Here is a 24,219-nt window from a genome sequence, read left to right as displayed (position 1 = left end):
CGTTAAAGTATTCAATCACAATCAGGAATTTCATTAGGATTGCTTTTAAAGTAATTGTATACTAATGTCTTTTTTAATATTCCATTTCCAAGCTCTATTACTTTTTTAGGAGTGATTTTGCCATCTTTATGAGAGTTCCAATTGCAGAATATTTTTGAAATCATATTTTTCTTTTCCTGGGTTTTTTGTCTTTTTTCTTCATTTAAGACTTCCAAGCATTTTATACTTTTTTCAACAGGAGTAAGAGTGATATCCTTAAAAAAAAATCTTTTATCTTTATTAGAATATGACCTAAACCCACTCTGATTATCATAAGCTTTAGCTACTATACTTTGGACTTCTTTATAGTCTAACGGATTTAAAAGATTTCTCATATTAGCATTTGATATTATTTTGTATAACAATTCTTTTGTCAAATCAGGATTCAGAAATAATAAATTCTTAGCATACAGTCCTAATGTTCTTTCCCGATTACCTGTTTTCACATTTTTAGGCATATAGGTATTTGTGTACTCAACTTTATTTTTTCCGCAATCATGAATGCCATCATTATTATAATGAAACTCCATATTTTCAGTCACTTCGTCAAGATTATCATATCTTATTGTTATTTTTCCGTCACAGTGTATACCTAATAAAGATTTATCTTTATTGATAGTGTTACGGAAAAGTGACTGTTTAGATTTTTCCTTATTTTTAGAACTTTCATTGGAAATTGCATTTTCAAGATTTAGAGAATCAATGTCAATTATAGTAGATGTAGGTTTATATACCGCATCTGGATCATAAGAAAGAACTGTCAACCTATCTATTGAATGCGCTTTTTTATCTATTGGGAGTTTTAATATTCTTCGAATATACTTACAAGCATCAAGATAATTAGAAGGAGTAATTCCAGAAACTCTAACTACTAACCCAAATCCAGTATTAGAGACACTTTTCCAATAGGCTGCTACATATTGATTATTATCTAATTGCTGTTTTAATATTTCTGAAGTATTATTATCAATATCAAAAAATAAATAACCTGTGGGATTTTTAGTGTTTTCACTTATCATTTTATTGTTAGCATAATTAAAATGAAGTATTGCACAGGAGATTTGATTTAATTTTATTTTTTTAAACTCAGGACTTTCCCTCTTAAATGTTCTAAGTTTGTTAATAGCTATATTCTCAGGTTTACTATCTGATTTTACTAAGTCTATAAATTCTTTTAAATCTTTTACAGAGTAAATAATATTCCTGCATATTATGGCTTTACAAAGATTGATAATTGTACTGGGCGTATTGTTAAAATATTGATATTCCATAATTATTTATTACCATTCAAAATAAGGGCGTAGCGATAGTTCATACAGCTTGTTTGCTATACTTTTTGAGGATTTTTATTACTTTAAAATTTCAGTTGATTTTTGGGCCATTATTTAAGATCCGAGCCCAATTGTAATTAGATATCTGTTTTAAATTGACAGATTATTGATAAGAGAACAGTTTTTAGAATTATGCCCCGCTGATAACAACAACTGTCAAAAATATATCTAACATTTAGATGAATGATGAAAACTTAGAAATTAATTCATCTTTTCAAAATTTTCATAAAGCACCCATTCACCATTTCGAAATACTTCAGCTTTGATCCAATATTGTTTCTTTATTGGAAACAATGAACCAAACGACTCTCCTGAGCTTGCTCCACATTTAGCACCAACTAACTCCATACGAGAAGCAATATCCATATTCATTTTAGCCGTATGTTTCAATTTTCTCCATCCTTCGAAGCCCACATCTTCAACTTGAATCCTTGCACAACCAAGTTGTTCTAATTGCTCTTGAAAAGTCATATTTTGAATTACACCATCCTTAACAATCATTTTGGTTGCAGTATTTTCCCAAATAGGATTTATTGAAACCCAAGCAACAGGTTTTTCTTTTTTGTGAAATGTACTTTTTGTTGCCAATTTGATAACACCACTATCTATAATTTCTTGTAATTTTAGCTCAGTAGTATAATGAAAGAATTTTTTCATGATCTGAATATTTAATTTTAGAATCTATTTGTTAGTTTTTCTATTGATAAACTGTTCAACATCACTTTTTTTGTACCTGATACTTCTACCAAGCCTTACAGGGTTAAGCATTCCTCTATTTTCCCAATTCCACAGACTTACAGAGGAACAATTCAGAAAATTGCAAACCTGTTTTTTAGTCATAAGCTCGTCATTTTGCGATTTTTCAGAAAAATGAAGCTGGATTCTTTTTAATTCTTCTCTGATTCCTGAAACAATTAGTTCGGATAAATATTCAGGGCTTGCCTGAATTAAAATTGAGTGTTCTTTAGTTGCCATAATATTTCTTTGTTTATTTATTATGGTGCTAAATTATAATGTCCCTATACTATACTAAACCTTATACGGTATAACATCAGTATAATTTGATTTTACTCATTAATTGAGGTTAATTTTTCAATTTTGCCAGAGAAAAAAGGTGATAATTGTTTTTGCTGTGAGTGGAAATCTTCTGCAATGAGTTGCAGATATTTTAATTTTGAAATGTCAAACAGATTTTTATCAGAATTCCCCTCTTTTATCGTCTGATTGAGGTAGGGTTGTAGAGAAGTTGTAGAAATATTATGATCCTGAGAAATAATTTCCGCTAATTCATTTATAGTATCATATTGTTTATTGCCGTACATAGCTGTCATTTTCTCAAATGATATAGTTCCGTCTGCAAAAAGAAGTGTAATTCTATACACATTACTGTTTCGTAGCTTTTCTTTTTGTTTATCTGCTTTATTGGTAACGATTTTGCTTACATTTTCCTCAATTGGTTTAATATCATTGGGAAAAATGGTTTTAAAATATAGCTGAACATCAGATAATAGATATTCATTATACTTTAAAAGCCAGTAACAAACAGCTTTTTGAACTTCCTGAGATAAGACATTGCCAAAATATATATGGCTTTTCAAAAAACTGTTAGATTCTTCTATATGTAAAAGCAAATCCTGATATATGATTTTACAAGCAGTTTCAGTTTTTGTATTAACTAGCTCCAATTTTAAAGATTCAATAAATTCAGGATGGTATTCCTCATTCATTTCGTCTATAAATGATAGTAAAGATTCTAAATCAAATTTTTCAGAAAACAAATTATAGTCTGTAACAGCTATTTTATAGTCGTAATCCGTTTTAGGATTTTTCAACTTTCCTATACTGTTTGGATCTCTTTGAATAATATACAGATTTTCTCCTTTTTCTGTTGTCATTTCTAAATCCGTTATCAAATATGAGTCCTTATCAATATTTGGAATACCAAATACAACTTCTGGAGTATAATATATAATCTTTCCGTAATCCTGTATTATTTTATCTAATTGGAAAATATCGGTAACAATAAAATCAATGTGAGTGATATTTTTTAAAACTGGAGGTATCATAATCTCAAAAATACTATGAAATTTTGTGATTCAGTTCAATTATTTTACCCATTTCTACCAAATCTCCCTTTTTATGATATTTTAAAAGTTCCTGCATCTGATTTTTTAATTGCTCCAATTCTTTTTCTTTAAAATCAATATTTTTTATTTTTTCATTTCTTTTCTTGATATTATCACGTCTTACCTTTTCATGTTCTGCGGTTGGTCTGAAATAGGTTTTAAACGTTGATTCGTTGGAATGTCCTGTATAATCCCATATTTCTAATAATTCCCATCCCTCACAATAACGATTGGTACAGAAACTTCTACGGCTTGTATGAAAGTCTATTGTTTTGATAAAATCAATATCAGTAAATTTTATCCCTTTTCCAGATAAGATTTCAATTCTTAAAACTTTTTCCTGAAAATAAGGAATTTCTTTTAACAGTTCTTTTAAATATTCATTGGTTTTTTGATTGGATATTGCCAACTGTCGAATATCATAGCTGTATTTTTCTAAAATTTCTTTGGTATAGCCATGAAATGAAAAGCTCAAATTTTTGTAGTGGGTGCTTGTACTTGTTTTTTGAGAAACCATATTGATTCTTTCTTCATCAATACTGATATGATCTGTTTGCAATCTTGTAATATCACTAAATCGTAATGAAGTATGACAGGCTAAAACAAATAAATCCCTTACCCTTTCCAATCTTTTATTTTCGGTAAAATCAAACTCATATAATAAAGTAATTTCTTTTTCTGTTAAACTTGTGGAAACAGTAGGGGGAACTTTTATTTTAAATTCATCTAATAAATAAGCTCGTTTGTCTGTATATCCTTTTTCAAAGGCTCTTTTCAAAATTAAACTGATTCTTTTAATTCTGGTCTTAATAGTAGTCTGTTTCAGTTTTTTAACTTTTATCAGCCAGTTTTGAAAATTTAAACAAATTTGTTCATCAAATGTATCAATGTCTAAAATCAATCCTTTTTCCTTTGCAAATTCCCTTAATTCCCTGTATGCAACTTTATAAGAGGAAGCATAACTTTTATGCAAGGTTTTAACAGATTCTCCCCTGTTGATGGCTTCTAAAGCATTGTTTTGTCTGGTTTCAATAATTTCTAAAACCTCCTGATAAATTTCTTCAAAATTTTTCTTTTGTTTTCTAATAGATTTTGTGCCACTTCCCTCGATTGCTGAATTAACAATACCTCTTAATTCCTCTTTGGTGGGGATTCTATTATATGTTTCATTAAAATTTTTGTGAGACTGGATTACAGATAATTTAAACTTATTTAATTTATCGTTGTAATCTCTTCTATTCTTCCCTGCAATTACAGTGTTTTGATCTTTATTCCATTCTTTAACGGGAATTACTTTAATTCCTGTACTAAAACCGATATTATAATTTTTAAACAAATAACTACCTTTTAACAAAGTAGCTTCAAGGGAGTTTCTATCTTTTAAAAAATATCGCACTGTACCTAATTCACTGTTAAATTCTTCTTTCATTTTGAATGTAATTGTCCGTCATAAATAAGCAAAAACCAAACCAAAGGTCAAGGTACAGGTCAAGGAAAATGTTGAATTTTGGTTAATTTCAATTAATCTCAATCAACAATATTATAATGAATATCAATTACTTATAATTAATAAAAATCATTCATTATTAATTAAAATTCATAGGTGATATAACCTGTGGGTCTACAAAAAAATAAAGGCAACTAGCTAATTTACAGCAAGTTGCTTTTTTTGCTTCCAACAGCTATTCCATATATATATTTTTGGACATATCTATTTCATTAATAAATCCAAATTTTTAGAATCTGATTTGGAACAAGTTTATTATTTGATGCGTGATATTTTTATCCGTGAAATTGATTATGTTCTGAATTTGACTAAAAAGATTTGGGACTATAGCAACTGGTATGATATTTGTTCGCCTATTTTAGCTGAAGAAATAACTCTATTTTTTCATTACTTAAATCTAGCATCTAATATACTAGTAATCATATTGTTGTATTTGAATGATAATATTTTATTCTAGATAAAAGGCAACATATTTGCAGGTATAAGATAGATTCTAAGACACAATTAACTCAAAAAAACAAATTCACTTATGAGCAAGGGTTCTATCACGTTATTAGCGGTCACATTTTCAATTTTTACATACGCTCAAGTAGGTATAAATACAATTAATCCACAAAAAACCTTGGATATAGAGGGTTCACTAAGATTAAGCCAAAATCCTACGACTAATATTCCAGATGTTTTAATAGGAGGAAGCCAAGTACCTCTTTATGGAAATAAAATGGATGGTTCAGTACAATACTCGCCGACTGGTTATACGAAAGTGGTTGGAGGATTTCGCCCTGGAGCAACGTCAGTTATTACTACATTACCAATCACTAATACTATTGCACGGATACGCTTTATTTGTCACGTAGACTCAAGTAATGAATCAAACAACTCAAATGTAGGTTCTTATACATATGGTGATTTTACTGTCGTAGGAACTGGTTCGAGCAATCCTATACGAATTGTTGATGTACAATTAAAAGGATATGACGGAGCAGCAAAAACACCAACAACTAGTACTAACACAGCTTTATCTTGGACTAATATGAGTAATGTTAATCATGGAAATACTACAGTTACATTAAATCAAACAACTGGAGAGATGACTATTTCAAATACTACAAATGGTGAGATTTTTAGTTATTTTTTTGAGATATTGGGAGGTATTTAAAGTATAAGATGTAAGATTAATAGTTTATTTATTCTCATATAAAGAGAATAAATTTTGTAAAATTTCGAGAGAAGAAAAAACAGATAATTTTATGATGAAAAACTTTCTCTTGAGTATTAAACACTAAATCTAATGTAATATATCTTTTAGGAATACTTATTTTTTGTTATACAAGCCCATGAGATGGAGCTGGGTAAAGAATTAGCAGATGCGGCAGTAGAAGCGGGAATACAGCAAATTGTGTTCAGCAGTCTGGAAAATGTAGATAAAATTACCAGAGGAAAGAAATTTGCACCTCATTTTACAGACAAAGCAAAGGTAGAAGAATACATCCGGACGCTTCCGGTCAAAAGCTCATTTAAGTAAAAGGTGACACTCTTGTATTTCCTATATATCTGCCAAAAGAATTTCGTGCACCTTTTGTTGATCCACTTACTGCTACAGGGCCTGCTGTGTTAGAGATTTTCTCTAATCCCGATGAATATTCCGGTAAGTCTCTGCCCATAATTGTTGATATAATTTCACCTCAGGAGATGGTTGATGCCTTCATTAGAATTACAGGTAAAAAAGCAGTATATAGTTCCGCATTTACCAAGGAGGAATTCCTGGATCATTTTCCGGAGTTTAAATCAAACGAACTTTTGACGGATGAGATTGTAGGGATGGCAGAATATGCAGTTGAATATGGCTACTATGATAAAGATCGCGATCTGTCATGGAGCCGCCGCATAAACCCGGACAACCTTACCTGGGAGCAATTTCTTCTGTCCAGCGGATGGAAGGGTGAAAAACTTACTTACTAAATGATTTAAAAACTCTAATAGGATTTAAGAACATCTAAGATTTCTGTCCTATAATTTAAAAGAGCCATGCATTTACATGCATGGCTCTTTTTATTGATCATAATGGTATCGTTATTCTGATACAATTCGTCTTAATTTTTATACCGTAATTATTGATTTTTGGGTTTATACAATGTGTACATCACAAACAAAAATGCCAGCCATACCGGAATTAAAATCACCTGAATTTCCATGCCTGTAAAGCACATTAATACTAAAATAATCAGCAAGAATATAATACAGATATAATTGGAGACAGGATACAGCAGCGATGGGAATTTTGTTTTGATTCCTGCATTGCGATTGCTTTTACTGAATTTCAAATGGGTATAACAGATCATCAGCCAATTGATAATTAAGGTAGAAACTACCAGAGCCATTAAGTATTCAAAGGCTTTTTCGGGCATCACTTTATTAATGATAATACAAATTCCTGCGAAACAAGAAGAAACAATGATCGCATTAATCGGAACGTGATTTTTATTCAATTTCATGAGTTTTTTAGGAGCATTCCCCTGCTGAGCCAACCCGAAAAGCATACGGCTGTTGCTGTATACACTGCTGTTATAAACGGATAAAGCCGCCGTTAACACAATCAGATTAAGAACATTTGCAATCAATGAATTGAACTGTATTACTTTTCCAAAAATGGTAAATTCAAGTCCATTTAAATTTTGAAAAACCATTACAAACGGGCTCGATCCCTCTGTAATTTGTCTCCAGGGGCTGAGAGCAAATAAAATAACTAAAGCACCTACATAGAAAATCAAAATTCTGTAGATCACCTGATTGGTAGCCTGAGGAATTGTTTTCTCAGGATTTTTAGCTTCTGCAGCGGTAATTCCAATCAATTCCAAACCACCAAAGGAAAACATAATCATTGCCATGGCAGCAAAGAGCCCGGAATATCCATTTTCATTTTTATTAAATAATCCTTTCGGGAAAAACCCGCCGTCGTTCCATAAATTCTGAATACTGGCTTTATCACCTCCGGTGCCGCTTACCAACAGATAAACGCCGAAAACAATCATCGCAATAATAGCTGCTACTTTTATAATCGAAAACCAGAATTCGGTTTCTCCATATACCTTTACAGAAGCAAGATTAAGGGCTGTGATGAGTACAAAAAAGAATAAACTGGAAACCCAGAGGGGAATTTCCGGCCACCAAAAATGAATATAATGGCCAATAGCCGTGAGTTCAGCCATACTTACCAAGATGTAGAGAATCCAGTAATTCCATCCGGAAGCAAATCCAGGGAACTTTCCCCAATATTTATAGGCGAAATGACTAAAACTTCCCGAAACCGGTTCCTGAACCACCATTTCACCAAGCTGACGCATAATAAAAAAGGCAATAATCCCAGCTAACGCATACCCAAGAATAACAGAAGGGCCCGCTAAAACAGCTGCCGGACCAATTCCGAGAAACAGGCCGGTACCAATAGCACCACCAAGGGCAATTAATTGAATATGTCGGTTGGTTAATCCTCTGACTAAAGATTTATTTTCTTCCGGTTTTTTTTCGTCGCTCATAGAATGATTTATTCCCCTAAATATATAAAAACTTCAGAAGAATTCAGCAGTAGTGAATAAAGTTAAAGAATAAGGAGATTGGTGGTTAACAACTCAAGTGAATCACTGTAAATACTCACTTCAAATCCTTTTTTTATAATGATCAGTATAGCTGTGATATACACTTTAGTCTGCTCTGTTTCTATCTAAAAACAAAGAAGCTTTTCGTTAAAAAAGCTTCTTTTATAATCAGATGTATTTGATCTGTTTTTATTTCTGATTTCTCAGGTCATCGATTTCATCCTGCAGCAATTTTATCTTATTTCGTAACTCATCACTAACCTTGGCTGGAAAATTTTTAATCTTCCTTAGATCCAATGCCAGGAATATAGAGGCAATACCGATGAAAATAAAAGATATTCCCGTTAGAGTAACCAAAGATATTCCTGTAAATATAGGGTTGAATAAAAGCAATAAAGAAAATATAATTCCTCCTGCGCTGGTCAGTGCAATATTTCCCCAGCTTAATACTTTATGACTTTTTAAATCAAAAGCAAAACCTAGCAATTGAAATGACCGGAAAAGTAATGTAAACCCTATAACGAATGGCAGAACAGCCATTGAAATTGTAGGATTGGCAATCAAATAGATCCCGATTGCCGCCGTCAGCAGTCCGCTTACCAGAAACCAGCCCCAACCCTGCAGAAACTTACTGTTTCGCAGAGAAAAGAAAATTTCAGTAATTCCCGAAACTAAAAATGAGATACTGAAAATAACTGACAGCGTTACATAGGTAGCAAGAGGTACTGTAAAGACATAAATGCCACAAACAAGAAAAATAATTCCAAAGATCAGTGGGATATACCAATTCTTAATAGAGTTTGTAAAAGATTGAAATAAATTTATCATAATATAATAATTTGGTGGTGTTTATGGTACATTGGTGGACAGCCGAATTATTGGAGTTTTCAGCCTGTCAGACATAAATTGTCACGGTAATTTGAAATACATCTCGTTACTAATTTACGTAAAAAATCTAGAAAAAATGCTTACAATACAGTATAATCGTTGTATCAACATATAAAGTTCAGTCCTGAACATCCAGAAAACGGCCCATTTTTTTTCAAAAACTCAATATCGACGCTCACTATCCAAATAAAAAAATTTAAATTGCTCCCGCAAAACCTACACTCCCATTGACCTATTGGTACTCTTCCGGAATCGAAATATTATTTTTCTTCATATACTCCAGCAAATCATGATATTTATCTTCATAATCATTCGTCCCGCATTTGTGCGAGATGCTGCAGATATCGGAAGGTTTTATATCTAAAATAGAAGAGATTTTATTAAGAATATCAATATTGATCTTTACTTTGGCATTTTCAATATCAGAATATGCTTTCTGGGAAATCCCCATTTCAAAAGCCATATATTCCTGGGTAAAATCTTTGCTTCTACGAATTTTCCTGATGTTTTGTCCACATATTTTCATCGCTTTTGTTTTTAGTAGGTTTTGGTATAGTTTAGAAGGATATCTAATAGTCTCTCACAAAGTTAATAAATACCTTTGGCAAAACATTACACACGTTACATGATATTTATTTCAAAATAAAATATGGGGTAAAAATATATTGAAATCTACCCTTTTTGTCGGAAAAATATCAATTCAGTACAATACACTAGGAATTATGGAGACGCAGAAATTTAATTATGACAATTCTATTGTCAGGGCATTCTTGTATGCCACTATCGTATTCGGGCTCGTTGGTTTTTTACTGGGCCTTAGTGCCGCACTCATGCTTTTTTATCCTGAATTACCCGAGTTTTTATTCGGTACGGATGATACGACCATCCATAGTTTAAAAAGCGGAAATATCCAGGGATTAATCAATACACAAGGTGCGATGGGCTTCGGAAGGATCAGAATGCTTCATACCAGTGCCGTTATTTTTGCATTTGTCTGTAATTCATTCTTTTGCGGTGCCTATTACAGCATGCAGCGTCTTTTAAAAACAAGAATGTACAGCGACACCCTTTCATGGCTGCATTTCTGGTCATGGCAGATTATGATCGTAGCCGTAGTAATTACATTTCTGATGGGAATCAATACTTCTAAAGAGTATGCAGAACATGAATGGCCAATTGATATTCTGATTGCATTCTCATGGATTATTTTCGGAATCAATATGTTCGGGACCATTGCCAAAAGAAGAGTAAGACACCTGTATGTTGCCATCTGGTTCTATATTGCCACATGGATCGCGGTAGCTATGCTTCATATTTTTAATAACCTGGAAGTCCCTCTATCCTTTACAGGCTGGAAATCATATTCTGCCTATGCAGGAGTAAAAGATGCCCTTGTTCAGTGGTGGTACGGACATAATGCAGTAGCGTTTGTATTGACCACACCGGTTTTAGGACTGATGTATTATTTTATGCCGAAAGCCGCACAACGTCCTGTATTCTCTTATAAACTATCTATCATCCACTTCTGGTCACTGATCTTCGTATATCTTTGGGCAGGTCCCCACCACCTTCAGTATACCGCTCTACCAGCATGGGCTCAGGCAGTAGGAACTGGTTTTTCAATCATGCTGATCGCACCTTCATGGGGCGGAATGCTTAACGGCCTTTTGACCTTAAGAGGAGCCTGGGACAAAGTACGGGAGAATCCTATCCTTAAATTCTTTGTCGTTGCTATTACCTGTTACGGAATGGCAACCTTCGAAGGACCTTTATTAGCCACAAAATCTTTAAACAAAATAGGACATTATACCGACTGGGTAATCGGACACGTTCATATCGGAGCTTTAGGCTGGAATGGTTTTATGGCCTTCGGAATCATCTATTATCTGATTCCCGTACTGTGGAGAACAGAGCTTTGGTCTAAAAAATTAGCCAACTGGCATTTCTGGCTGGGAACATTAGGAATTATCTTCTATGCAGTTCCAATGTATATTTCAGGATTTACTCAGGGATTAATGTGGAAACAGTTTAATCCGGACGGTACTTTATTATGGAAAAACTGGCTGGATACCGTAACGGCGATTCTTCCTTACTTCAAGATGAGATTTCTAGGAGGCCTACTCTATCTTTCAGGAGCAGTCTTAATGGTTGTGAATGTAATAAAAACGGTGAGAGCAGGTTCATTCCAAAAAGAAGTTCCGGCAGAAGCACCTGCATTAGCTGTCATAGGAACGGGAAGAAAAGAAGGCGAAGGTGCACACCTTTGGCTGGAAAGAACTCCAAAACTGCTTTCTATACTAGCATTCGTGGTTATTTCAATTGGTGGACTGGTAGAAATTGTCCCTACTTTAACGATAAAAAGCAATCTTCCCCAAATTACAGCAGTAAAACCTTACTCCCCACTGGAACTGGAAGGCCGCGATCTCTACATCCGTGAAGGCTGTAACTCCTGCCACTCACAAATGATAAGACCTTTCCGTGATGAGGTGATGAGATTCGACGGTAAGAACGGGCAATATTCTAAAGCCGGAGAATTCATCTACGACAGGCCTTTCTTGTGGGGGTCAAAAAGAACGGGACCAGATCTTCACAGAGAAGGAGGCAGAAACCCAGATTCATGGCACTTGAAACATATGTATAACCCAAGAATCACTTCTGCCGGTTCCATTATGCCGCGTTTTCCATGGCTGATTGCCAATAAGCTGGATCGCTCTCAAATGGTAGATAAAATGTCTTTAATGAAAAACACTTTTGATATTCCATACACCAAAGCTGAGATAGATTCTGCCAATCAATGGGCGGACAATCAATCTAAAGCAATTGTGAAAAGAATTTACTCTGAAGCTATGGATGTAAAAGACCAGATGGAGAAGGACAAAATTGCAAAAGGTCCAGGCTTTATCCCTCTTGAACAAAGAGAAATCATAGCGATGATCGCCTATCTGCAAAGATTAGGAACGGATATTAAAACGACTGATATTAAAACAGCAAGCATCAAGTAACCCCAAAAATTGAAGGTAATGAAAACGAGAACCCCCATTTCAGTATATATCGCGGTAACCATTGGTTTAACGATTATGGCATTCGAAATGTTCGCCAAGGATTCAGGTTACTTCTCCTCTCCTTTTTTCTGGGCACTGCTGCTGATTGCAACGATTTTGCTTCTGATCATGAATTCTATCGGAGATATTCTTGAAAATGAAAACTTCAGGAGATTATCCGAGGAGGAGAAAAAAAACTATCTGGCAGAGAAAAGTACGCCGTATTATCAGAAGCTTTGGAACTCCGCTTTTAAAAAACAGTCTGCTACGGAAGAAAAAGATATTCTTATTGATCATGGTTTTGATGGGATCACAGAACTGGATAATTCGCTCCCAAAATGGTGGATAGGTCTTTTCTGGTTCGGATGTATTTTCTGCGTTGTCTATATGCTCGCATTTATTTTCACCGATTATGCCCATCCGGATGTAGAATATGATCATGAGACCAAAACGATGCTGGCTTCTATCAAAGATTTTGAGAAAAATGCACCACAAATCAATCTGGAAACGGCAAAGTACAGTGCTGATAATATTGCAGAAGGAGAACAGCTTTTTAAGACCAATTGTGTTACTTGTCATGCAGACGCAGGAAAGGGAGGTATCGGACCCAATCTTACGGATACCCACTGGATTAATATTAAAGAAAAAAGCCTTTTCAAAAATGTCTTCTGGATGCTTGAAAACGGTTCACCCAATAATCCTACAATGAGGCCTTTTATTAAAGAAGGAACGATTTCCGGAAGAGATGCTGAAAAAATTGCAGCGTATGTATATCATATCAATCAGGAAACGGCCCCTATTACTCCGGCACAAGGAGGTGCTGCTCCACAGGGTGAAGACGTAAAATGGGAAAATGGCAACCAATAAAATTTATCATCATCATATATATAAATCATGTTATACCCCCTTTGAAATTACACTAACATTTGAATTTCATTTTTTACAACCTTTTCAACATTAAAAAAATGATAAAAAGGGGGTATTTTAAAGAAAAAAAATCCACGCCTTCGTTGTTCTCTATCAACTAATTCACTTCACGACAACTAGACTAAATTCCATCATGAGTCAGCGAAGGCAGGGTTTTTGTATTCGAAGTAGGGTACCACAACAAAGAATTTATAAAATACTATCATTATCTTTGTTTTAAACCCATTTCCACTTGAAACTGAAAATCAACAAAAGAAAACTCTTTAAGCGTGTTGCAATTACCATTATATCTATACTGGTGCTTCTTACGTTGCTTATATTGAGCTTACGACTTCCAGCCGTTCAAAACTTCATTAAAGATAAACTGGTTGTCTATCTGGAGAAAAAAATCAAAACAAAAGTAAGCCTGGAAAGGGTTTATATAGGATTTCCAAACAGTCTTGTTATGGAAAATCTTTATTTAAAAGGACAGGATGTCGACACCCTTCTGGCTGTAAAAAAACTGGATGTAGGCTTGAATATGCTGAAGCTAATTAATTCTACTGCCGATATTACTTCAGTGGATCTTGATGGCGCGCGTGCTAACGTAGTAAGAAAGCCGGACGGAAAATTCAATTTTGATTATATCATGAATGCTTTTGCAACGAGTGATAAAGAAGAAAGTCCGTCTAAGCCATTCATTATTTCCCTTGATAAAATTAAATTAAAAGATATCGGGGTTACCTTCAACGATCAGCAGTCGAAAAATGATATTAAATTGTACTTTAAATCATTTGATACAAGGGTTAAAACTTTTGATTTAAATCAAAACACCTACGCGGTGAATGACATCAATCTTGATGGGTTACAATTACAGCTTAAACAGGATCTGGTAGAAGAAGTTGCGAAAAAGGTAGAGAAAAAAGTAGATTCCCTTAACGATAAAAAAACGATGAATATTGGATTAAGAGGTATTAAACTGACTAATTTCAATATTGATTACGGCGATAACAATACCAAAACTTTTGCAAAAGTTATATTTAAAGAACTCAGTACGAAAGTTAACAAACTTGACTTGGAAAACAACGCCTACAACGTAGGAACTGTTTTTCTTTCCGGGGCTGATATTAATGCCAATCTTTATCTTCCGGCACAAAATGCCAATCCAAAAAATACGAAAGAACCGGAACCCTCAAAAAGTTCCGATCAGGAAAAAGCCATGAAACTGCTGCTGGGAAAACTCGTCCTGAACGATGTAAAAGTAGCCTACAACAATACGGCAATAGCACCAACCAAAAAGGGAATGGATTTCAACCACCTGAATTTTTCCAAAATGAATGTGGAAGTCCGCAGTTTCAAGATGGAAAACAACACGTTCGCCGGAACAGTAAATTCTGCTGAAATTCAGGAATCACGCGGACTGGATATTCAAAAATTCAACACTGATTTTGTATATGGAGAAAAGCAGGCTTATTTGAAAGACCTTTATCTTCAAACTCCTAAAACGCTGTTGAGAGATGAGGTTATTGTAAACTATAATTCAATTGAGCAATTGAGTTCCAATCCTGGGGCAGTAAAAATATCGGCGAACATTAAGGATTCTAAAGTCGGCTTTTCAGATATCTTAAACCTGGTGCCTACTTTGAGGAATACTGTTCCTTTCAACAAATATCCCAATGCAGTATTGAGTGTAAATGCCAATGTACAGGGAATTGTTAATGACCTTTTAATCAAAAATCTTAAAGTTTCAGGGTTGGATGATTTAAGAGTGGCAGCTTCAGGAAGAATTAAAAATGCAATGAATCCTGATAATCTGTATTATGATCTCAACATAAGTGAGGCTTCTTCATCTGCAAAAACAATTTTTAATTTAGCACCCAAAAATACCATTCCTTCTAATATTTCTCTTCCGTCCCACTTCAGTATTAAGGGGATTGCGAAAGGAACAACAAAGGTGGTGAATGCCAATCTTAACCTGTATTCCACTTTAGGAAATGCCGCAGTAATCGCTAATGTCGACATGCGCCGGAAAAATCATGAACTGTATGATGTTAAGGCCAATCTGCAGAATATCCAGGTGGGGAAAATCATTCAGAATAAAGATATCGGAGCGGTTACGGCACAGATATCGGCAAAAGGAGAAAGCTTTGATTTCAAAAATGCCAATGCAGATCTCAAAGGGTATGTAAGTTCCGCCGTGTATAAAGGGTACCGCTACCGTGATATGAATCTTACCGGAAAAATTAACCACGGTGTGTACAACATCGTTTTAAACTCAAAAGATCCGAATGCCAATTTACAGTTAACGGCTTCCGGGGTTTACAACGAAAAAAATCCTACGGTAAAAGTAAACGGAGAGATCATTAAGTTAGACCTCAACAAGCTTGGGTTCTACGAAAAGCAGATGATCATTGCCGGAAAAATAGATGGTGATTTCACCAGCCTTGATCCTGATAACCTGAACGGATATCTGAATCTTCAGAATTTTGCATTTTCTGACACGAAAGAAGTCTATCCTATTCAGGAAGTGAATTTAAAAGCTACATCAACAAATGACTCTACTAAAATTGTTTTCAACTCGCAGATTGCTGATGTAGAATTAGCTGGAAAATATAAACTTACCCAGATTTTTGGATCCTTAACACAGACGATCAATCAATATTACCAGTTCCAAAAGCCTGGTAAAGCAGAAAAAATTGATCCGGGCCAGCATTTTACATTTAATGCAAAAATCAAAAATGATGATCTTATCAGAAAATTTGTACCGGACCTGAAAAGCTTTGAAACTATCAATCTGGCTGGAAATTATGATGCAGATTCTCAAAAAATTGAAATCGACGGACAAATTCCACAGCTTCTTTACGGTGAAAACTCGATTGAAAAAGGTTCTTTAAAAGTAACCAATGAAAATCAGGCTTTACAATACAGTCTTGATGTAGCTGCTTTAAAGAGTTCCAGTTTTGCACTTAATAAAGTAAATGTAAACGGGGATGTTGCCAACAATACGATTAATTATAACATCACGACAAAGGATGCTAAGGATGCCACCCAGTTCCTGATTGCAGGAAATGCGAAATCGATGAATGATATAACGGAAGTTTCGTTAAATCCCAATGGTTTAAAATTAAATTACAGCGACTGGACGGTTGCAGAAAATAATAAAATCCAGATCAGCAGTAAAGGAATTTTAGCAGATAATTTCAGACTATCCAATTCGGGAAGTGAAATTTCCCTGCAGTCGGAAAGTAATACACCCAACAGCCCTCTTAATATCTCGCTGAAAGATTTCAAAATAGAAACGATTACGGAGATTATTAAAAAAGATACGATCCTGGCAAGAGGAACGATCAATGGAACAGCTCAGCTTCGGGATTTTACCAAAAATATGACCTTCACCTCAGATTTAAATGTTTCTGATCTTATTGTCTATGGAAATCCTGTAGGAAATCTTGCGGTGAAAGTAAACAGCACTTCAACGAAACTTTTAAATGCTGATATTGCACTTTCAGGAAATGATAATGATGTGAAAATTTTAGGGGATTACAATACAGCCTCAAGCACATTTGACCTGAATATGGCAATCAACAAGCTTCAGATGAAGAGCGTTCAGGGATTCTCGATGAATGCCCTAACCAATACGGAAGGGTATCTGTCAGGAAATCTGAAGATCACTGGAACTACGGATAAACCGAATATTTTAGGAAAAGTAAAATTCAATGATGTAGGACTGGAAATAGCCAAAACAGGAAGCGACTTCAGAAAACTTAACGATGAAATAGATTTTACCAACCGCGGAATTGAGTTTGACAAATTCAAAGTGAATGATAAAGACGGAAACTCTCTGGTTGTAAACGGACAGGTTCTGACGCAGACGTATAGAGATTTCGCCTTCAACCTGGATGTGAATGCCAAAGACTTCCGCGTGGTCAACTCAGAAAAATCCAATGATGCCATGATGTATGGAATCCTCGCTATTGATGCCGGACTTCACATTCGTGGTAATTTAGATCTTCCTAAAGTAGATGGAAGACTGGCTGTTTCAGACGATACGGATTTCACTTTTGTGCTTCCACAATCTACACCATCGATGCAGGAAAGAGATGGGATTGTAGAATTTATCGACCAGGATCAGGTAGTGTTAAATAAAACAATTAAAACCGATTCTCTGAAAGCCGAAAGCCGCATCAAAGGAATGGATGTAAGTGTGAATATCGAAGTAAGCAAAGAAGCTAAAATGTCGATCGTCATTGATAAAGCCAACGGAGATTTTGTAAAACTTCAAGGTGATGCTGAACTTACGGGAGGTGTAGATCCATCCGGGAAAATCACTCTGGTTGGAGTGTATGAAGTAGAAAAGGGTTCTTATGAACTTTCTGTAAGTCTTTTAAAAAGAAAATTCGATATTCAAAAAGGAAGTACCATTACCTGGACGGGTGAACCTACGACTGCCATAATGGATATTACGGCGGTTTATAAAACTGATGTTGCTCCGATTGATTTGGTGGAACAGCAGATCAGTGGTATGTCGGCTTCTGATATGAATATGTACAAACAGAGAATTCCATTTAATACTCTGTTGAAAATGAAAGGTGAACTTTTAAAACCGATTATTACGTTTGATATTACTACTGATGATAAAAATAATGCTGTTGCTTCTTCAGTGGTAGAAACGGTAGACGCTAAACTGGCACAAATGAGGACTGAGGAAGCTGAAATGAATAAACAGGTTTTTGCCATCCTTCTGTTAGGTCGATTTGTTGGAGAAAATCCTTTCCAAAGTGGAGCCGGACTTTCTGCTGAAGCGATGGCCAGACAGAGTGTGAGTAAACTTCTTTCCCAGCAGCTTAATAATCTGGCGTCAGGACTTATTAAAGGGGTAGATTTAAACTTTGGGCTGGATTCTTCGGAAGATTATTCAAGTGGAGAAAAAAATACAAGAACTGACCTGAATGTAGACATCAGCAAAAAACTTCTTAATGACCGTCTGAAAGTGACGGTAGGAAGTAATTTCGGATTGGAAGGTGATGCCCGCCAAAATGAAAACACGACCAATATTGCAGGAAATGTAACCGTAGATTACAGTCTTTCCAAGGATGGAAGATATATGCTGAGAGCGTACCGGAAGGATGAATATCAGGTAGCGCTGCAAGGTCAGATTGTGGAAACGGGAGTTGGTTTTATCATTACACTGGATTATGATAAATTCCGTGAAATTTTCCAAAAATCAAAAAAAGACAGATCCAAAAAAGAAAATAAGAATAACCAAGTGGTAGAATTTAAATAATGAAAAGCAAATTCCATATCTATTGTAAATATATGTTTGCTTCCGCGCTGGCATCGACTGTCATTTCGTGCAGCAACACAAGATTTTTGAAAGAAGGTCAGATGCTGTACACGGGAGCTGAGGTCAAGATTGAAAACGACACCATTTCCAAAAAAGAAAAGAAAGAGCTTCAGGCAGCATTGGAGGAAAACTTAACGCCTAAACCTAATGCAACGATATTAGGTCTTCGTCCCAAATTATATTTTTACAATATCACTTCTGAACCTAAAAAAGATAAAGGTTTTAAATACTGGCTGAAATATAAACTGGGCGAGAAACCTGTACTGTTAGGTGATGTAGACCGTGAATTTAATAAGGATATCATTCAGAATTATTCTGAGAACAGAGGGTATTTTAATGCCCAGGCCACTTATGATACGATTTCTAAGAATAAAAAAGCGAAAGTAATTTATACGGTAAGACCCGGTGCTCAATATCTGATCAGTAATGTGAAATTTCAACAGGATTCTTCATTGGTGAATCAGGAAATTCAAAATTTAAAGAATAAAACACTGCTTAAAAGCGGAAAACCGTTTGACCTGGATGTTATTAAGGCAGAAAGAGAGCGCATTGACAATGGATTGAAAGAAAAAGGGTTTTATTACTTCCATTCTGACAATATCATTGTGCAGGCAGACAGTACCGTAAGTAAAAACCATAAAGTAGAACTGAATGTAAAGCTTAAGGATAATACCCCAGCTTTGGCAACGGAACAGTTTTCTATTGATAAAGTGATTGTTTTCCCTAATTATAATATTCAGGATGTAAAAAACGGAAAATACAAAATTCCGATGGATACGGATTCTCTCGCTCAATACGCTTATGATGATATTTATGTGATCGATCCGGAACATAAATTCAAACCAAAGATTTTTGACAGAGCCTTATATTTTAAAAAGGGAGATCTTTATAACCGCACGGATCATAATCTTTCTTTGAACCGGTTAATCAGTTTAGGGGTTTTCAAATTTGTAAAAAATGAATTCATTGTTTCTGATTCTTTGCAGCACAAATTCGATTCTTATTATTTACTGACTCCAAGACAGGTACAGTCTCTGCGTCTGGAAGCATTGGGAAGAACCAATTCTGCCAGCTATGCGGGAAGTGAGCTTAATTTAAACTGGACCCACCGGAATTTCTTCCGCGGTGCTGAGCAGTTTAAAGCAGCTGTCTTTGGTGCTTTCGATGTACAGATGGGCGGACAGTCTGATGCTAAAAATATGTACCGTGCGGGAGCTAATGTGCAGCTTTCCATTCCAAGAATTGTAGCTCCGTTCCGGTTCCATTCTTCCAGTGCTTTCGTTCCCAGAACGAATATCACGTTAGGTTATGAATTCCAGAACCGTACCCAGTATTATACGCTTAATAATTTTACAGCTTCGTTTGGGTATGTATGGAAAGAGAATGTAAGAAAAGAACATGATCTGAAAGTTATTGATATTACGCTGGTCTCCCCTGCCAATGTTACTGATCTATTCAGACAGGAAACGTTAGGCAATCCGGCTCAACAAAGAATAGTAGACAAGCAGCTGATTTTCGGGCCTACCTATAGCTATACCTACACCAATACCATGCAGCCAAGGACGAATACTTTTTATTATAAAGGTACCGTTGATCTGGCAGGAAACATTACCGGTTTAGCTACCGGAGCCAATGTAAAAAAGGATAAACAGAAAAATATATTCGGAGTTCCGTTCAGCCAGTACGCCAAAATTGAAAATGATGTCAGATTTTACCATAAATTCTCTGAAAAAACCAATTTCGCATCAAGGCTGATCGCTGGAGTTGCCTATCCTTATGGAAACTCAGATCAGATTCCTTTTTCCCGACAGTTTTTTGTGGGTGGAAGTAACAGTATCAGGGCATTCCGTGCGAGAACTTTAGGACCGGGAAGTTTTGATCCAAGAACATTGCCGCAAGGTTTTGGTTTTGATCAGGCCGGAGATATTAAACTGGAAATGAATGCCGAATACCGGGCTAATTTGTACAAATTTTTAAATGTCGCTGCTTTTGTCGATGCAGGAAATGTATGGTTAATCAATGATGTTGAAGGCAGAACAGGAGGAACTTTTTCCAAAGATTTTTTAAGTGAAGTCGCAGTGGGAGCCGGAGTTGGCCTAAGACTTGATTTCTCAATCTTAGTGTTAAGGCTGGACTTAGCCATGCCAGTGCGGGTTCCTTATTATGAAAAAGGCGACCGATGGACTTTTGACCGAATTAATTTTGGAGACCGCAGCTGGAGAAAAGATAATCTTGTTTTAAATATAGCCATCGGATATCCATTTTAATATGATAAAAAATATAAAATTTTTCTGGGACGTTTTAAAAGAAGCCTTTACAGAATGGAATGATTCTTCCGCATCCAGGGATTCGGCAAGTCTTGCATATTATGCCATTTTTTCCATTCCGGGGTTATTGATTATCATCATCTGGATTGCCGGAAATTTCTTCGGTGAAGAGGCAATCCGTGGAGAAATAAGCAATCAAATCAGTGGATTGATGGGAACTGATGTTGCCCAAAGCATTCAAAGCATGATTGCAGGTGCGCTGATCGACAAACAGAATATTTTTATGAAAATAGTGGGAATCGGTTCTTTAGTTTTTGGTTCCACTACTCTATTTTTTCAACTGCAGCATTCGTTGAATACCCTTTGGGATGTGGAAGCTGCTCCTAAAAAAGCGTTGGTTAAGTTTATTCTCGACAGAGCCAATTCACTAGGAATGATTCTTATCCTCGGATTTTTATTAATGATCACCATGATCTTATCTTCGATGATCAGTCTTTTTAACAACTGGATTACCAATTATTTTGGCCTCGAAACCTATATGCTTGTAGAATTAGTGAATTTCGGGATAGGCTTTGTACTGGTCATGCTTTTATTCGCATTGATGTTTAAAGTGCTTCCGGATGTACAGATCAACTGGAAACCTGTCTGGAAAGGAGCTTTATTAACGACTATTTTATTTACTTTAGGTAAGTTTTTACTGAGTCTTTATTTCAGTAATTTTAAACCTACTTCAGCATTTGGAACGGCCGGTACGGTGATTTTAATTATGATGTGGATTAATTATTCGTGTATGCTGGTATTCTTCGGAGCCGAATTTACCAAAGTATATTCCTACAAGAAAGGGTATAAAATTACTCCTTCCAAACATGCAAAATGGAGTGCTGCCAAATTATATGCGGATAGCCATAAGGATGAAAATCCGCAGGTTTAACTTAATTTGTTTTTAAACCACCCCGTCAAATCTTGGATTTGACACCCCTCCAAAAGAGGGGAATATGATTCTACAAATTAAAGTTAACTTACTTAAGGAGATTTTTGGGATTTATTTTCTTTGGCCACAGATTTACACAGATAATTATTAAATTATGTTACATTTAAATTCGCACAGATTATGTGGATTGAGCAGATTGTTTTTGTATGATAAATAAAAATATTTGATTTTTTTCTTTGACCACAGATTTCTCAGATTTACACAGATAATTATGTACTTCTAACTTAAATAAGCTTAGTTGCTCAAAAAAAATGGCTTTCGTGGTTAAAATAAAAAGTTCAAACAAGTTTGATACAAAAAGCCTCCTGAAATTCAGGAGGCTTTTTTCGGTGTTACCGATTGTTTTCTATCTTAACGTTATAATGATAAAGTTTGACATCTCTAAGTTTAAATGTCTTTCTATTACATTCTGTTGACCGTTTCTATTCCCAGAAGAGATAAGGATTTTTGGATTACTTTCCCTGTCACATCTGAAAGATTTAAAAGGAACTGTTTTTTATTTTCATCTTCCTGGATCAGGATTGGATTGCTTTGGTAGAATGAGTTATAAGATTTCACTACATCATACACATAATTCGCCACTAAAGCCGGACTTAATGATTCTGCTGCCTTTTCTACAATTGCTTTATAATTTGCCAACTGCATGATCAGTTCTTTTTCTGATTGATTCACAGCTACTTCAGAAATATCTTTATATACATAGTTTGCTTTTGTCTTTAAAGATTGGATACGCGCATAAGTATACTGAATGAACGGGCCTGTATTTCCATTAAATTCAATACTTTCTGAAGGATTGAACAACATCTTTTTCTTAGGATCTACTTTAAGCATAAAATACTTCAACGCTCCCATTCCAATGGTTTCGTAAGACGCTTTTTTATCTTCCTCGCTAAGGTTTTCCAGTTTTCCGTTTTCTATTGCTTTTTGTGCAGCGGTGTCGTGCATTTCCTGCATCAGTTCATCTGCGTCTACTACGGTTCCTTCACGGGATTTCATTTTACCGTTCGGAAGTTCTACCATTCCATAAGAAAGGTGGAACAACTGATCTGCCCATGCATATCCTAATTTTTTCAATATCTTAAACAATACCTGAAAATGGTAATCCTGCTCGTTTCCTACGGTATAGATCAGCTTCTGAATATCATTATCTTTGAATCTTTCCACCGCAGTTCCAAGATCCTGCGTCATATATACAGAGGTTCCGTCTGAACGCAACAATAGTTTTTGATCTAATCCTTCGTCGGTAAGATCACACCATACGGAACCGTCTTCTTTCTGGTATAAAACTCCTTTATCAAGGCCTGTCTGAATAAGATCTTTTCCTAAAATATAGGTACTGCTTTCATGCTGAATTTTGTCAAAATCAACTCCCAATCTTGTATAGGTTTCATTAAAACCTTTGTACACCCATGAATTCATTTCATTCCAAAGTGCTCTTACTTTTTCATCTCCATTTTCCCAGTCCAACAACATTTTTTGAGCTTCCTTCATCGATGGAGCTTCTTTTTTAGCCTGATCTTCAGTCATTCCCTGTGCAACAAGTTCAGCAATTTCTTTTTTATATTCCTGGTCAAATTTCACATAATAATTCCCTACAAATTTATCTCCTTTCTCACCTGTTGTCTCAGGAGTTTCTCCATGTCCGAACTTTTCCCAAGCCAGCATCGACTTGCAGATATGAATACCTCTATCGTTGATGATCTGAGTTTTAATGACATTATATCCTGCTTCTTTTAAGATCTGAGCTACAGAAAATCCTAATAAATTGTTTCTTACATGTCCTAAGTGCAGCGGCTTATTAGTATTTGGAGAAGAATATTCTACCATTACCGTCGCGTTTTTCTTTTCTATGGTTGAAAAGTTTTCGCTCACCGATCTGAAATTATCTATAAAAAACTGATTTTTAACTTTTACGTTAAGGAAACCTTTTACAACATTAAAACTTTCCAATACATCGGTCTGCTCTGTTAAAGCTTCTCCCAGCTCAACACCGATACTTTCAGGGTTTTTCTTCAGCTGTTTTACCAATGGAAAGGTTACGATGGTAAAATCGCCCTCATATTCAGTTTTATTTTCCTGAATTTCCAGTTTAATATCTTTTAACTGATATACATTTAAAATAACTTCCGAAAGTTTTTCTTCTATTATATCTTTAATATTCATGTCTACTATTTATTTTTTCA

General features: G+C 35.2%; 17 protein-coding genes. 8 read left to right on the top strand and 9 right to left on the bottom strand.

The features are described from left to right. Positions 1–11: 11 nt before the first annotated feature. The 5 genes from SB679_RS14485 to SB679_RS14465 form a co-directional block, all read right to left on the bottom strand. A complete protein-coding gene (locus tag SB679_RS14485) occupies positions 12–1,310 on the bottom strand; it encodes a BT4734/BF3469 family protein (protein ID WP_410703000.1) in 1,299 nt (432 codons plus the stop codon). Between the two features lie 261 nt (positions 1,311–1,571). Then, positions 1,572–2,027, bottom strand: coding sequence for a hypothetical protein (locus SB679_RS14480; protein WP_410702999.1), 456 nt, complete (start codon positions 2,025–2,027; stop codon positions 1,572–1,574). A gap of 24 nt (positions 2,028–2,051) precedes the next feature. Next, positions 2,052–2,345 carry a helix-turn-helix domain-containing protein gene (locus SB679_RS14475; protein ID WP_410702998.1) on the bottom strand — a complete coding sequence of 98 codons (294 nt, stop codon included), beginning with the start codon at positions 2,343–2,345 and terminating at the stop codon, positions 2,052–2,054. A gap of 92 nt (positions 2,346–2,437) precedes the next feature. Beyond that, the gene (locus tag SB679_RS14470; RefSeq protein WP_410702997.1) at positions 2,438–3,436 is read right to left on the bottom strand and encodes a hypothetical protein; all 999 of its coding nucleotides are present in this window, start codon (positions 3,434–3,436) and stop codon (positions 2,438–2,440) included. Between the two features lie 13 nt (positions 3,437–3,449). Further along, the gene (locus tag SB679_RS14465; RefSeq protein WP_410702996.1) at positions 3,450–4,925 is read right to left on the bottom strand and encodes a phage integrase SAM-like domain-containing protein; all 1,476 of its coding nucleotides are present in this window, start codon (positions 4,923–4,925) and stop codon (positions 3,450–3,452) included. A gap of 607 nt (positions 4,926–5,532) precedes the next feature. Between SB679_RS14465 and SB679_RS14460 the strand changes: the two genes are divergently transcribed. The 3 genes from SB679_RS14460 (at position 5,533) to SB679_RS14450 (ending at position 6,965) form a co-directional block, all read left to right on the top strand. Further along, entirely contained in the window at positions 5,533–6,162 is a 630-nt protein-coding gene (locus SB679_RS14460; protein WP_410702995.1) for a hypothetical protein, read from the top strand. 168 nt (positions 6,163–6,330) lie between these two features. Then, a complete protein-coding gene (locus SB679_RS14455) occupies positions 6,331–6,528 on the top strand; it encodes an NmrA family NAD(P)-binding protein (protein ID WP_410703124.1) in 198 nt (65 codons plus the stop codon). 23 nt (positions 6,529–6,551) lie between these two features. Next, complete coding sequence (locus SB679_RS14450) at positions 6,552–6,965, top strand: NmrA family NAD(P)-binding protein (protein ID WP_410703123.1); 414 nt, start codon at positions 6,552–6,554, stop codon at positions 6,963–6,965. Positions 6,966–7,114: 149 nt separating this feature from the next. On the opposite strand, the gene SB679_RS14445 is transcribed toward SB679_RS14450, so the two are convergent. The 3 genes from SB679_RS14445 to SB679_RS14435 form a co-directional block, all read right to left on the bottom strand. Beyond that, positions 7,115–8,539, bottom strand: a complete 1,425-nt coding sequence (locus tag SB679_RS14445; RefSeq protein ID WP_410702994.1) for an amino acid permease — start codon at positions 8,537–8,539, stop codon at positions 7,115–7,117. A gap of 249 nt (positions 8,540–8,788) precedes the next feature. After that, positions 8,789–9,427, bottom strand: coding sequence for an HdeD family acid-resistance protein (locus SB679_RS14440; RefSeq protein WP_034715134.1), 639 nt, complete (start codon positions 9,425–9,427; stop codon positions 8,789–8,791). A 292-nt stretch (positions 9,428–9,719) separates the two neighbouring features. Further along, the gene (locus SB679_RS14435; RefSeq protein WP_410702993.1) at positions 9,720–10,013 is read right to left on the bottom strand and encodes a helix-turn-helix domain-containing protein; all 294 of its coding nucleotides are present in this window, start codon (positions 10,011–10,013) and stop codon (positions 9,720–9,722) included. Positions 10,014–10,209: 196 nt separating this feature from the next. On the opposite strand from SB679_RS14435, the gene ccoN reads away from it, so the two are divergent. From ccoN to SB679_RS14410, 5 genes are all read left to right on the top strand, one after another. Next, entirely contained in the window at positions 10,210–12,489 is a 2,280-nt protein-coding gene (gene ccoN / locus SB679_RS14430) for a cytochrome-c oxidase, cbb3-type subunit I (protein WP_410703122.1), read from the top strand. Positions 12,490–12,507: 18 nt separating this feature from the next. Beyond that, a complete protein-coding gene (locus tag SB679_RS14425) occupies positions 12,508–13,395 on the top strand; it encodes a c-type cytochrome (protein ID WP_410702992.1) in 888 nt (295 codons plus the stop codon). A gap of 292 nt (positions 13,396–13,687) precedes the next feature. Then, complete coding sequence (locus tag SB679_RS14420; protein WP_410702991.1) at positions 13,688–18,718, top strand: translocation/assembly module TamB domain-containing protein; 5,031 nt, start codon at positions 13,688–13,690, stop codon at positions 18,716–18,718. Then, positions 18,718–21,045, top strand: a complete 2,328-nt coding sequence (locus SB679_RS14415) for a BamA/TamA family outer membrane protein (protein ID WP_410702990.1) — start codon at positions 18,718–18,720, stop codon at positions 21,043–21,045. Before SB679_RS14420 ends, SB679_RS14415 begins: the two co-directional genes overlap by 1 nt. A 1-nt stretch (position 21,046) precedes the next feature. Next, positions 21,047–21,976, top strand: a complete 930-nt coding sequence (locus SB679_RS14410; RefSeq protein WP_410702989.1) for a YihY/virulence factor BrkB family protein — start codon at positions 21,047–21,049, stop codon at positions 21,974–21,976. A gap of 462 nt (positions 21,977–22,438) precedes the next feature. On the opposite strand, the gene argS is transcribed toward SB679_RS14410, so the two are convergent. Next, complete coding sequence (gene argS / locus SB679_RS14405) at positions 22,439–24,199, bottom strand: arginine--tRNA ligase (RefSeq protein WP_410702988.1); 1,761 nt, start codon at positions 24,197–24,199, stop codon at positions 22,439–22,441. Positions 24,200–24,219: the final 20 nt, after the last annotated feature.

Source organism: Chryseobacterium sp. SIMBA_029, assembly GCF_046535275.1.
GTDB lineage: Bacteria > Bacteroidota > Bacteroidia > Flavobacteriales > Weeksellaceae > Chryseobacterium.
This window is presented reverse-complemented; position numbering and strand designations above follow the sequence as displayed.